The 12,006-nt window shown below is 57.1% G+C and carries 12 protein-coding genes and 1 riboswitch; of the genes, 2 read left to right on the forward strand and 10 right to left on the reverse strand.

Translation table 11 applies throughout. The features are described from left to right. Positions 1–9 precede the first annotated feature (9 nt). Together thiC and CR155_RS04625 are read right to left on the reverse strand one after the other, a co-directional pair. Complete coding sequence (gene thiC / locus CR155_RS04620) at positions 10–1,923, reverse strand: phosphomethylpyrimidine synthase ThiC (protein WP_102068838.1); 1,914 nt, start codon at positions 1,921–1,923, stop codon at positions 10–12. 56 nt (positions 1,924–1,979) lie between these two features. Beyond that, a riboswitch (TPP riboswitch) is annotated at positions 1,980–2,077 on the reverse strand. Between the two features lie 23 nt (positions 2,078–2,100). Then, entirely contained in the window at positions 2,101–2,610 is a 510-nt protein-coding gene (locus tag CR155_RS04625; RefSeq protein ID WP_369406168.1) for a helix-turn-helix domain-containing protein, read from the reverse strand. A 13-nt stretch (positions 2,611–2,623) separates the two neighbouring features. Between CR155_RS04625 and CR155_RS04630 the strand changes: the two genes are divergently transcribed. Beyond that, positions 2,624–3,379: a winged helix-turn-helix domain-containing protein gene (locus CR155_RS04630; protein WP_158238236.1), complete on the forward strand. Its 756-nt coding sequence runs from the start codon at positions 2,624–2,626 to the stop codon at positions 3,377–3,379. Positions 3,380–3,388: 9 nt separating this feature from the next. Here the strand turns inward: CR155_RS04630 and CR155_RS04635 are convergent, their stop codons facing one another. Continuing rightward, positions 3,389–4,642: a D-amino acid dehydrogenase gene (locus CR155_RS04635; protein WP_102068841.1), complete on the reverse strand. Its 1,254-nt coding sequence runs from the start codon at positions 4,640–4,642 to the stop codon at positions 3,389–3,391. Positions 4,643–4,836: 194 nt separating this feature from the next. Between CR155_RS04635 and CR155_RS04640 the strand changes: the two genes are divergently transcribed. Then, entirely contained in the window at positions 4,837–5,325 is a 489-nt protein-coding gene (locus CR155_RS04640) for an Lrp/AsnC ligand binding domain-containing protein (protein WP_102068842.1), read from the forward strand. On the opposite strand, the gene proB is transcribed toward CR155_RS04640, so the two are convergent. The 7 genes from proB to CR155_RS04680 all read right to left on the reverse strand — a co-directional run bounded on the left by proB (position 5,306) and on the right by CR155_RS04680 (position 11,915). After that, positions 5,306–6,499 (reverse strand): glutamate 5-kinase, encoded by a 1,194-nt coding sequence (gene proB / locus CR155_RS04645; protein ID WP_102068843.1) that lies wholly within the window; start codon positions 6,497–6,499, stop codon positions 5,306–5,308. The two genes, CR155_RS04640 and proB, sit on opposite strands and share 20 nt — an antisense overlap. A 17-nt stretch (positions 6,500–6,516) precedes the next feature. Further along, positions 6,517–7,638, reverse strand: coding sequence for a GTPase ObgE (obgE, locus tag CR155_RS04650; RefSeq protein WP_102068844.1), 1,122 nt, complete (start codon positions 7,636–7,638; stop codon positions 6,517–6,519). A gap of 133 nt (positions 7,639–7,771) precedes the next feature. Further along, positions 7,772–8,032: a 50S ribosomal protein L27 gene (gene rpmA / locus CR155_RS04655; protein WP_102068845.1), complete on the reverse strand. Its 261-nt coding sequence runs from the start codon at positions 8,030–8,032 to the stop codon at positions 7,772–7,774. Positions 8,033–8,069: 37 nt separating this feature from the next. Then, on the reverse strand, positions 8,070–8,381 hold the full coding sequence (gene rplU, locus CR155_RS04660) for a 50S ribosomal protein L21 (protein ID WP_102068846.1): 312 nt from the start codon (positions 8,379–8,381) through the stop codon (positions 8,070–8,072). A gap of 509 nt (positions 8,382–8,890) precedes the next feature. Further along, complete coding sequence (locus tag CR155_RS04665; RefSeq protein WP_102068847.1) at positions 8,891–9,580, reverse strand: dihydrofolate reductase family protein; 690 nt, start codon at positions 9,578–9,580, stop codon at positions 8,891–8,893. A gap of 556 nt (positions 9,581–10,136) precedes the next feature. Beyond that, the gene (argJ, locus tag CR155_RS04675) at positions 10,137–11,363 is read right to left on the reverse strand and encodes a bifunctional glutamate N-acetyltransferase/amino-acid acetyltransferase ArgJ (protein ID WP_102068848.1); all 1,227 of its coding nucleotides are present in this window, start codon (positions 11,361–11,363) and stop codon (positions 10,137–10,139) included. A gap of 63 nt (positions 11,364–11,426) precedes the next feature. Next, on the reverse strand, positions 11,427–11,915 hold the full coding sequence (locus CR155_RS04680) for a MarR family winged helix-turn-helix transcriptional regulator (protein WP_102069138.1): 489 nt from the start codon (positions 11,913–11,915) through the stop codon (positions 11,427–11,429). Between the last annotated feature and the right edge of the window lie 91 nt (positions 11,916–12,006).

The raw sequence follows: 12,006 nt of genomic DNA on the forward strand, positions 1-12,006 counted from the left end.
CCCCGTGCGTCAGATCTTCTGGTAGATGCTGGCGCCTTTTTCCTTGAACTCCTTCGCTTTTTCTTGCATGCCTGCACTCAGCGCAGACTTGTCATCCAGGCCTTTGTCACGTGCATAGTCGCGGACATCCTGAGTGATCTTCATGCTGCAGAAATGCGGACCGCACATCGAGCAGAAATGCGCAACTTTCATGGAGTCTTTCGGCAATGTGGCATCATGGAAATTCTTGGCCGTATCAGGATCCAGACCCAGGCTGAATTGATCATCCCATCGGAACTCGAACCTGGCCTTGGATAGGGCGTTATCGCGTATGGCGGCGCCCGGATGGCCTTTTGCCAGGTCAGCGGCATGCGCCGCAATCTTGTATGTGATTATCCCGTCCTTCACGTCTTTTTTGTCGGGCAGCCCCAGATGTTCCTTGGGCGTCACATAGCACAGCATCGCCGTCCCGTACCAGCCGATAAGGGCGGCGCCTATGCCTGAAGTAATGTGATCATAGCCAGGCGCTATGTCGGTCGTAAGCGGCCCGAGCGTGTAGAAGGGAGCTTCGTGACAGTGCTCCAGTTGAAGGTCCATGTTCTCCTTGATGAGATGCATGGGCACATGGCCGGGACCCTCCACCATTACTTGCACATCCTGTTTCCAGGCCGCCTGGGTCAGTTCGCCCAGCGTTTTCAACTCTGCGAACTGTGCCGCATCGTTGGCATCGTAGCCGGATCCCGGACGCAGGCCGTCTCCCAGCGAAAGGCTTACGTCGTACGATTTCACGATGTCGCAGATATCGTCGAAGTGCTCGTACACAAAGCTTTCCTTATGATGCGCGAGACACCATTTTGCCAGGATGGAGCCTCCGCGCGATACGATGCCAGTCATGCGGTCGGCGGTCATCGGTATGAATGGCAAGCGCACACCAGCGTGAATAGTGAAATAGTCGACGCCTTGTTCAGCTTGTTCGATCAGCGTGTCGCGGAAAATTTCCCAGGTCAATTCTTCGGCCTTGCCATCCACTTTTTCCAGAGCCTGATAAATGGGTACCGTCCCTATCGGAACCGGCGAGTTGCGTAGGATCCATTCACGCGTCTCGTGGATATTCTTGCCTGTCGACAAGTCCATGACCGTGTCGCCGCCCCATCTTATCGCCCACGTCATTTTCTCAACTTCTTCGCCGATGTTCGAACCCAATGCCGAGTTGCCGATATTGGCATTTATTTTCACAAGAAAGTTGCGCCCGATCACCATGGGTTCGCTTTCGGGGTGGTTGATGTTGGCAGGCAGGATCGCCCTGCCTCTTGCAATTTCGCTGCGCACGAATTCCGGACTCATGGTGGCAGGAATGGAGGCGCCGAAAGACTGGCCGGGATGCTGGCGCAGCATGCGCTGCACAAGTTGCTCCCCCTGGGGACCGCTGGCACGCAACATATCAATATAGGCCTCACGCTGCAGGTTCTCGCGGATTGCGACAAACTCCATTTCCGGCGTGATGATGCCGCGGCGGGCGTAGTGCATCTGGGAAACATTCAGGCCGGATTTTGCGCGTCGTGGGTGGCGCTGCGTTTCAAAGCGCATGCCGGCAAGCCGGGTGTCCTGCAAGCGGTCTCTGCCAAACCGGCTGCTTGGACCGTCGAGCTGTTCGGTGTCGTCGCGCTCTGCAATCCAGGCGCTGCGCACGGGGGCAAGGCCCTTGCGCAAATCGATCTGAACCATCGGGTCCGTGTAGGGGCCGCTGGTATCGTAGACAGTCAGGGGCGGGTTGCATTCGCCACCGAACATGGTGGCTGTGTCGCTTTGCGTGATCTCACGAAAGGGCACACGAATATCGGGCCTTGATCCGGACTGGTACACCTTGCGGGATTGTGGGAGGGGAACGATCGCGGCAGAGTCGACGCTGGCATCGTTGACAGAAAAGTGGGGATGGGTATTCAAGACTTGCTCCAAAAGTATAAATAGTGGAGCCGACAGGGGATGACCGTTGATAGGTGAATATCGACGAGCACGCTCCCAGCATCGGCATTATCCGTACTGGTACGAAGGGTTTTTCTCAACCCGTTGGAAACAACGAGTACCCCTGCGTGGGAGCAAGTATAAGTGTTTTTTGGAGCGTTACGGTCTTGGCCGTTTTTCTTTCAATGATCTGATAAGGCTGCTGAGCGTGGTCTGGACGACTGCGCGTTCCCTGTCCGAAAGCGACCAGTAAACGTCGGGTGGGGTGTCAGGGAATGGCCAGGGAGCCAGTATGTGGCCGGGAGCCGCGTCCGTGACGCGGTAAACCGGAGACATGACCTTGGGAAGGGCCTCGATCGGACCATCCCCCAGGGCCAGCCACACGGGACTTACGTCCAGCGCTTCCGCCAGTCCGAAAATATCTTTCGCCGCTTTGCGGCTTCCGTTCTCGTAGTTGGCGATTGCGCTTTGCGAAAGCCCGCAAGCGCGGGCCAGAGCCGCCTGGCTCATGCCACGTTCAGCACGGATATATCGAAGACGATCAGCAAACAGGTTCACGAATGTGATTGAACGATTTAATCCAATCACGTTGGTAATAATGCCGATTACAAATGTGATACCGCGCGCTAAATTTGAACCAGCCTTTGCTGGACTGTCCAGCCACAACACTACAGGCTCTCATATGATTCCAGCTCCCACAGTATTGGTTCTGAATGCGCGGCCGGCCAAGGTTCTGCAGCATCATGTCAGTCAACTTCAAAGCCATGGCTATACCGTCAACGTCTGCACCGACCTGCAGGCGCTTTGCCAGTCGGCCGCCCAATATCTGGGGCAGTTCAATACGCCATGGGCCATCATGCTGGCCAGTTCGTTTGTCGATAATTGTGGTGCGGCAAGGCGCCTGCGTGGCTTGTTCCCGGCCGTGGGCATACTTGCGCTGGTCACGTCAGGCAAGGAAGGTTTGCTCACGCACGCGTTGCGTAGTGGTGCAGACAACTACTGTCGCTACAGCGCTTCGGCGGCTCTGCTTATGGCGACGCTGCATCCCCTGCTAGCGCGCGCGGCGGCCGCTGGGCTATCTGTCTTCCCTGCTGCGCAGGTGTCAGGCATGCCGGAAGCCCCAGAATACTGGGCATTGGTCGAACGGGGATGGGTGCTTATCGGCCCGCAGCAACAACGTATTCGCCTTACGACGGGCGAACGCGCGTTGCTGTCCACGCTTGTTGCGGCGCCAGGCTTGCGGGTCAGTCACGGGCGCCTTCTGAACGCCATCAACTGCAGCTATCCTGGCAGTCGGCGCCCCTATCATCATGCACGCCTGACCTTGCTGGTCAGTCGCCTGCGACGTAAATTACGTGCGCAGGGTTGCGAAGCGCCTTTCAAGTCTGTGCACCGATGGGGCTATATGCTCACGAGCCTCGTGCATGATCGGTCGTGAGCCAGGGCATTACTTGCCATATCGATGTATCGACAGGTCGTCGCTTCGTATGTCGGTAGGTTTGCCCGACATGATATCGGCCAGCAATTGCCCGCTACCGCAGGCCATTGTCCACCCCAGCGTACCGTGTCCGGTGTTCAGGAACAGGTTGGCATAGCGCGTGCCGCCCACGATAGGCGTGCTGTCCGGGGTCTTGGGCCGCAGGCCGGTCCAGAACGATACCTCACCATGGGCCCGGGCGCCAGGAAACAGGTCGTCAACCACCATTTCAAGTGTTTTCTGCCGGGCCGGATTCAGGCTCAGGTCAAAACCTGCAATCTCGGCCATGCCGCCAACCCTTATGCGATTATCGAAGCGAGTAATGGCTGTCTTGTAGGTCTCGTCGAGCAAGGTCGATACTGGCGCGCGGCGTTCATCGGCAATAGGAACGGTGATCGAATATCCCTTCATGGGATAGACGGGCACCGGTTCTATTTTTTTGAGCAGTCCACCTGAATAAGACCCAAGTGCGACCACATAGGCATCCGCGCTGACCAGCCGGTTATCGCACTGTATGCCGGACACCTGACCTGCGGTGAGGTGCAATTGCTGCACAGTGACGCCATAGTGGAATTCGACGCCAAGCTTCTTCGCTTCTTCGGTCAAGCGTGTCGTGAAGATATGGCAATCGCCAGTTTCATCTCCCGGCAGGCGCAAGCCGCCCATAAGTTTTCCCTTGCTCTGTGTCAATCCTGGCTCGGCGGTAGTCAAGTCGTCCCGGCCTAGCAGCTGGTAGTCCATGCCAGCCTCTTTCAATACCGCAATATCCTGCGCCACCGCATCGAGTTGCTGCTGTGTGCGAAAAACCTGCAACGTACCCCGCTGGCGACCTTCGTATTGGATGCCGATGGCATCCCGCAATTCCTGGAGGCATGCTCCGCTATAGCTTGACAGCCTGACGAGCCGTTCTTTATTGACTCCGTAACGGCTGGCGGTGCAATTGCGCCACATGCGATACATCCACTGCAGCTGGAAGAGGGTGCCGTCGGGACGGATGGACAACGGCGGATGCTGGGCGAACATCCACTTTACGGCCTTTATCGGGATACCCGGAGCGGCCCATGGCGAGGAATAGCCGTATGAGATTTGACCAGCATTGGCAAAACTCGTTTCAAGCGCCGAGTCAGCTTGCCGATCGTACACGTGCACCGTGTGGCCTTGCCTGGCAAGATAATAGGCCGTAGTGACTCCTATTACGCCCGCGCCCAATACTACAACTTTCATTTCAAAATGCCATCCAAGTTAACTTTTTATGATGGTACGGGAGGTTGCCCAGTGTTTTCTTTTGAAGAATCCAAGTTTTTGGCGATTTATATTGTCAGACAGCCACGTAAGCGGATTTTCAGCAATAATTGCTGGTCCAGTCATATGGCTGGAGATTTGGATGTTATTTGCCGTGCAACACTGGAGGAAACGGAGTGCGCATACAGCGAAATCCTGTCTATACACTGGATAAACTAGATCGGAATATCCTCGACTTGCTACAGCGCGACGGTCGCATGTCGATGACGGAACTCGCCGAACAAGTGGGCCTTACCGTCACGCCCTGTATAGAGCGTGTCAGACGGTTGGAGCGGGATGGCGTCATCACCGGCTATTACGCGCGGGTCGCCCCTGCAGCGCTGGATGCCGGTCTACTGGTATTCGTGGAGATATCCATGTCAAGCAAATCGGATCGCAGTTTCGACGACTTCCGGCGCGAGATTCTTTGTATTCCCCAAATCCAGGAATGCCATCTGGTATCGGGCGATTTCGACTATCTGGTGAAGGCACGAATCAGAGAAATCAGCCAATATCGTAGTTTGCTGGGGGATATTCTCTTGCGGCTGCCCGGCGTTACGCAGACCAAAAGCCTGGTGGTCATGGAGGAGGTCAAGGAGACGCTGTTTATTGCGGCTCAGAAGTAGTCTTGCCGGTGAGCAGGCTTTTGCCCGGAAGGGCGCCGCGTACAAAGACCATGTTATCGCGGTGCATAAGTTCGGCGTCGGACATGCTGCCCAGAATATCCGCAATGCGGGCGCTGGGTTGACGCATAATGCGACGAGTGTCCGCCGACGAATAATTGATCAGGCCGCGTCCGCATTCCACACCATGCTGGTCCACGCACGCCACGACGTCTCCGCGCTCGAAGTCACCCTCGACGGCGCTCACACCAATGGCAAGGAGGCTTTTGTGGTCGCGAGTCACGGCCTGGACGGCGCCGCTATCCAGTGTGATGCGGCCGCGCAGTCGTAAATGGTTGGCCAGCCAGCGTTGACGGGCAGAGCGAACCGGCAACAGTGCTCGCAATTCGGTTCCTATCTGCTCGCCATCGGATAGTCGAAGCAGGACATCGGTTTCGCGGCCGGAAGCGATAACGGTATGACCACCGCTGTTGGCAGCGCGTTTCGCGGCAAGCACTTTGGTCAGCATCCCCCCTGTGCCAATACTGCTGCCTGAACCCCCGGCCATGGCTTCAAGAGCCGGGTCGCCCGCTGTGCCGATCGAGATGAATTGGGCAGTGGGGTCTTTGCGTGGGTCGGCACTATACAACCCTGATTGATCAGTCAGGATGATAAGTGCCTCCGCTTCGATCAGGTTAGTGACAAGGGCGCCCAGTGTGTCGTTGTCCCCAAGTCGAATCTCGTCAGTGACCACCGTGTCGTTTTCATTGACTATGGGCACTACACCCAGCGCCAGCAATGTATAGAGTGTGCTGCGGGCATTCAGATAACGCCGGCGATCGGCCAGGTCTTCATGGGTAAGCAGGATCTGGGCCGTGCGTATGCCATGCTGGGCGAAAGCCACTTCATAGGCCTGGATAAGGCCCATTTGTCCCACTGCCGCGGCCGCCTGCAGCTCGTGCATGGCGTTGGGGCGTCGGGGCCAGCCCAACCGCGCCATGCCCTCGGCAATGGCGCCGCTGGATACCAGGACGATTTGCTTGCCCTGCGCATGCAAAGCCGCTATTTGCCGAGCCCAATGTGCAACCGCCTGGGCGTCAATGCCTTTGCCTTCGTTGGTGACCAGCGAAGATCCTACTTTGACCACCAGGCGTTTGGCCTGCGCAATCGCGGACGGCGTGTTGGAGGAAGCTGCCATGAAAGAAAACGCAATGATCAGGTGTTATCGGGATTTATCGCGTCGCTGCGAGTTTCATCGAAGCGAGGATCTTCGGCCACATAGCTTCCGTCGGCTTTGTCTTGTTCAAGGTAGGTCTTTTGCTTGTCTGCGTCGAGCCAGTCCTGCAAGCGCCATATCAGTTGTTGCGTACCGTCGCCGGTGAGTGCGGAGACGCTGAAGACAGGTCCGGTCCAGTCGAGCGCCTTGCAGATGCGCTGTTGCGCCTCTTCGGGGTTATCAATCATGTCAAGCTTGTTGAGTACCAGCCAGCGTGGCTTCTCGTAGAGTGCAGTGTCGTAGAGACGGAGTTCTTCGACAATGGCGCGGGCATCTTTCGCCGCTTGCTCGATGCCGTCGGTGTCAGGATCCGGCGAGGAGACATCCACCAGATGCAATAGCACGCGGGTGCGCGACAGATGGCGCAGGAACAAATGGCCCAGCCCGGCGCCTTCGGAAGCGCCTTCGATAAGGCCGGGGATATCGGCAATGACAAAACTGCGCGACGGCGAAGTGCGTACGACGCCAAGGTTCGGATGCAGCGTCGTGAACGGGTAGTCGGCGATTTTGGGACGCGCATTCGATACCTTGCTGATCAGTGTTGATTTGCCGGCGTTGGGCATGCCGAGCAGACCGACATCGGCCAGGACCTTGAGCTCGAGTTTCAGCTTTCGCTGCTGGCCTTCCTGGCCAGGAGTGAATTGCTTGGGTGCTCGATTGGTGCTGGATTTGAAGTGCAGGTTGCCCAGGCCCCCATTGCCGCCTGCGGCAAGCGTGACCTGTTCGTTGTGGTGATCCAGGTCGAAAAGCTGTTCACCGGTTTCGGCATCGATGATCGTCGTACCTACCGGCATACGCAGAATGATGTCGGGAGCGGCGGCACCGTATTGGTCGGACCCCCGACCGTTTTCACCGTTCTTTCCGCGATGCAGCCGGGCGTAGCGGTAGTCGATAAGGGTGTTGATGTTTCTGTCGGCGATGGCATACACGCTGCCGCCACGCCCGCCATCGCCGCCATCGGGGCCGCCCCTGGGTATGAATTTTTCGCGGCGAAAGCTCGCGGCGCCATTGCCGCCCTTGCCGGCGATGACTTCGATGGTTGCTTCGTCTACGAATTTCATTTTTGGGGTAACTCTAAAATAGCAATAAATGGGCGTGTCGGATGGACACTGGCAAGCAAGGCTCGCCAGGTTATTCTAAAACAAAAAGCCCCGCCTTATGGCAGGGCTCTTGCAGAGTATGCTTGCCGGAAAACTACTCGGCTGCAATTACCGAAACGGTACGTTTGTTAAGTGCGCCCTTGATGGCGAATTTAACGGTGCCGTCGACCAGCGAGAACAAGGTATGGTCTTTGCCAATACCGACGTTGGTGCCGGGGTGGAATTGTGTGCCGCGCTGACGAATGATGATCGAACCAGCCGAGATAAGCTGGCCGCCGTAGGTTTTTACACCTAGTCGTTTCGATTCTGAGTCGCGACCGTTACGCGTTGAGCCGCCGCCTTTTTTCTGTGCCATGTTTAGCTCCTGCTATACAAAACCGTTGAGTCTATCGTTAAGCCGTGATGGCGACGATTTGGAGTTCGGTGTAATTTTGACGATGGCCTTGACGCTTTTGGTAGTGCTTGCGACGGCGCATCTTGAAAATCTTTACCTTGTCGTGGCGGCCTTGTGCAAGAACGGTTGCCGTGACGATGGCACCGGTGACGAAGGGCGTACCAATTTGTAATTGTTCGCCTTCGCCGACCGAGAGTACCTGGTCTAGCGAGATTTCTTGCCCAATGTCTGCCGGTATCTGTTCTATCTTTAGTTTTTGACCTGCAGCAACACGATACTGTTTGCCGCCGGTTTTTATGACCGCGTACATGTGGGAGTTCCTAATTAAAAGCTTTGGCCGAATGCCAAGCGTAGGATTCTAGCGTGAAGGGGTGGGGTAAGTCAACTTGATGCTATTGAAATAGCATGTGAAGTCAATTAGTTACCGGGATGCTGGCGTTGATTTTGCGGCTTCTTTGTTTGGTTCTGCTGGAGGCTTGCTGGTTACTTTTCTATTTCTTATTTTTTATTCGTGTTGGTCGTTCCTATTTATTTCTGCCGGCGCAGGGGGCTGGTGTGGACCGGGCTCCACCTCGCTGCGGTCCCGTTCCGGGACTTCCCGCACGGTCGGCCTGAAACGGGGCGTCCGCGAACTCGCGGAACGGACAGCCACCGGCTGTCCGTAACCGTCCCGCTCGAACAGCGCGGCCTTGCCTCCCCGCTCCAGGCCGCCCGCACGGCGCGCTCAAGTTCCGCCCGGCCCACACCAGCCCCCTGCACCTCAGATGGGGGTTATTGGACGAGGCGCTGACACTTACGACCGAGCTAAGACTCAGCCGGTCAGGGACGTCGACCTTCAGTCAGTGGTTGGGCGTCCGTATTGCCTTGGCGTCGCAGGACGACATGCGTGGCCTTTTCCGATGCCAGAAATTCAACGCACTCATATCCCAGAGCCCGCAAGTCTAGCCCTTCGAACAGCGATTCTCCCCGACCGAGCAGGATGGGCGCGATAGCAATGTGCAGTTCGTCAATGAGGCTTTCACGAAGATATTGCCGGATTGTGCTCGGCCCACCGCCTATCCGCACGTCCATTCCGGCAGCAGCCTCGCGCGCATGACCGAGCGCTTCGCGAATGCCTCCTGTTATGAAGTGGAACGTCGTGCCGCCGTCCATCTCAATGGGAGGACGAGCATGATGGGTCAGGATGAACACTGGAACATGATACGGTGGATTGTCTCCCCACCAGCCTTTCCAGTCTGTGTCTGACCAGTCCCCGCGAATGGGGCTGAACATGTTTCGTCCAAGAATCCAAGCCCCAACATTGTGAAAGCCACGAGCGGCGAAATCATCGTCAACGCTGGTAGTGCCGTCGTCCTTATTGAACAAGGCCCGCTGGAACGTGCGAGTGGGAATTAGCCACTGGTGTAGCTCCGTTCCGCCAATGCCTAGTGGGTTGTCGATGTCTTGATTCGGACCTGCCCCATATCCGTCCAGCGAAATGGTGAAACCCTCAACGCGAACTCGTGTCATCGTTTGCCTCCGTTTAGTCACCTAAAAGGTAATCAACGGGCGCCGGCGTTTGGACATGCCTATTAGAAAGAGAAAGCAAGTCTTCAAGCCGCCTGCCGTAACTTGGAATATATCAGGAGGGATAGCTGCTTCCGACCGAAAGCGGAAATTGCTGGCTCGCTGCTAGCGTGTCTCCCAGTGCACGTCAGATCAAGTTGCGGTCGATGAGTTCCTGGCGCAGATCGTAGCGGCGAATCAGCGTGGTATAGCTAAAGCAAGTGAACACCAAACCCTTGTCCGACCGAAGCAAGAACGGCTGGATATTAGGCTCGCGCCTGCGCCCAACGCCGCACCTCTTAACCTTTTCCGCAAGCCCAAGCGGCAAGGCGACGGTGGCTGGTGCCGGGCAGGCGAAGTAAGCGTGCGCCGGATAAATGGTTCAGCCCGGGGAGTCCCGGCGAAGCACGGGACCGCAGACGCGTTGAGCCAGTCCGGCACCAGCCACTGTCGCCGCTTTAGTGCGAAGTACGGCAAGTCAGAAGTACCGGATGGCGACGCAGTCGCCACTTCCCATCCCCTACGACCTGTAATCCGCGTTGATGCTTACATACTCGTGCGAGAAATCGCAGGTGTAAACCGTGTCCGACACATCTCCGCGCCCCAATTCGATGCGCACCACGATCTCCGCTTCCTTCATTACCCGCTGGCCGTCCGCCTCCTTGTAATCGGAGTGGCGTTCGCCCTTGCTGGCGACCAGCACGTCGCCCAGCCAGAGCTTGATGCCGCTAACGTCCAGATCGGTGATGCCGGCATAGCCGATGGCGCACAAGATACGTCCGAGGTTGGGGTCCGAGGCAAAGAAGGCGGTTTTGACCAAGGGGGATTGCGCGACGGCATAGGCAACCTTCAGCGCTTCCTCGGTATTTTTTGCCTGTTCCACCTGTATCGTCATGAACTTGGTGGCGCCTTCGGCATCCCGCACGATTTTCTGAGCCAGCTCGGTTGCGGCATCTGCCAGCGCGGCATAAACCTGTGCATAGAAGGGATCAGACTTTGATTCGATCTGCACGCCGCTTTTACCGGTGGCCATGATAATGAACGAATCGTTGGTGGACGTGTCGCCGTCGACGGTAATCCGGTTGAAAGAGCGGTTGGCAATGCCCGGCGCCATTTCTTTCAGCAGCGCAGGCGCAATGCCTGCGTCGGTCGCCAGATAGCCCAGCATGGTGGCCATGTTGGGACGTATCATGCCGGCGCCTTTGCTGATGCCGGTAATGGTGATTGTCTTGTTGCCCAGTGCAACACGCTGCGACACGATTTTAGGTTGCGTGTCGGTGGTCATGATGCTGTGGGCCGCGGCGAACCAGTTGTTGTCGCTCAGGCTTCCGACAGCGGCAGGCAGCCCGGCAACCAGACGGTCCACCGGCAGGGGTTCCAGAATGACGCCGGTGGAAAACGGCAGGACCTGTGAAGGGGTGATGTTCAGCAGGCCGGCCAGAGCCTTGCAAGTTTCCCGGGATGCATGCAGGCCGCTGTCGCCGGTTCCGGCGTTGGCGTTGCCTGTGTTGATGATCAGGGCGCGTATGCCCTGGTTCGTGGCCAGGTGTGCTTCGCAGATTTGTACGGGCGCGGCGCGGAAACGATTCTGGGTGAATACGCCAGCCACGCTGCTGCCCTCGGCCAGGCGAAATACGGTCAGGTCACGCCGATTCGCTTTGCGTATGCCGGCTTCGGCGGTGCCTATTTCGATACCAGCCACGGCAAAGATGTGTGATTCCGGCGGGATATACAAATTGACGGCCATGACGGGACTCAACAATGAAAAAGGAAAAGGGACCGCTGTACGCGGCCGCGATTGGCAATTTTATCAGGAGCGGCCAGAGAGTTTGGGCCGGGTCATCGCCTTAAGTTCGCCCAGGGCTTCGAACAGCGCGCTGCGGGTTTGCTCGGACAGCCCGCCAAACATGCTGCGTATCCATTCTTCGTGCAGCTTGGCCATTTTTTTGAAGGTGCGCTTGCCTTTGGTCGTGAGACGGATAAGCGAGCTGCGTCGATCGGAAGCTACCTTGACCCGTTCGACCAGTCCTTCCTTTTCGAGCTGGTCGGTGATGCCGGTGATGTTGCCGTTGGTGACCATCATGTGTTGGGAAAGCTCGCTCATCTTCATGCCGCCCGGAACGCGCAGCAATTGCGCCATAAGGTCGAAGCGCGGGAGCGTGGTTTCGAACTCCGTGCGCAGGCGGCTACGGATTTCGCCTTCGATCAGGTTGCAGCAAGTGAGTAGCCGCAACCATAGACGAAGGTCTTGGTGGTCTTCAGGTACCGTGCGACTTTCAAGGTCGGGGGTGCGTTGCAGTATTGCTGTGTCAGCCATATCGTTCATATTGTAGGACCCGTATTAACCACCAGGATAGTTTAATCTTCAATTACCCCGTGATGTTAAATTG

The organism is Pollutimonas nitritireducens, from assembly GCF_002849615.1.
Taxonomy (GTDB): domain Bacteria; phylum Pseudomonadota; class Gammaproteobacteria; order Burkholderiales; family Burkholderiaceae_B; genus Pollutimonas; species Pollutimonas nitritireducens.

Coding starts and splice junctions, on each gene's coding strand:
- CR155_RS04630 (WP_158238236.1), top strand. CDS start 2,624: ATGATTCCAGCTCCCACAGTATTGGTTCTGAATGCGCGGCCGGCCAAG.
- CR155_RS04635 (WP_102068841.1), bottom strand. CDS start 4,642: ATGAAAGTTGTAGTATTGGGCGCGGGCGTAATAGGAGTCACTACGGCC.
- proB (WP_102068843.1), bottom strand. CDS start 6,499: ATGGCAGCTTCCTCCAACACGCCGTCCGCGATTGCGCAGGCCAAACGC.
- obgE (WP_102068844.1), bottom strand. CDS start 7,638: ATGAAATTCGTAGACGAAGCAACCATCGAAGTCATCGCCGGCAAGGGC.
- rpmA (WP_102068845.1), bottom strand. CDS start 8,032: ATGGCACAGAAAAAAGGCGGCGGCTCAACGCGTAACGGTCGCGACTCA.
- rplU (WP_102068846.1), bottom strand. CDS start 8,381: ATGTACGCGGTCATAAAAACCGGCGGCAAACAGTATCGTGTTGCTGCA.
- CR155_RS04665 (WP_102068847.1), bottom strand. CDS start 9,580: ATGACACGAGTTCGCGTTGAGGGTTTCACCATTTCGCTGGACGGATAT.
- argJ (WP_102068848.1), bottom strand. CDS start 11,363: ATGGCCGTCAATTTGTATATCCCGCCGGAATCACACATCTTTGCCGTG.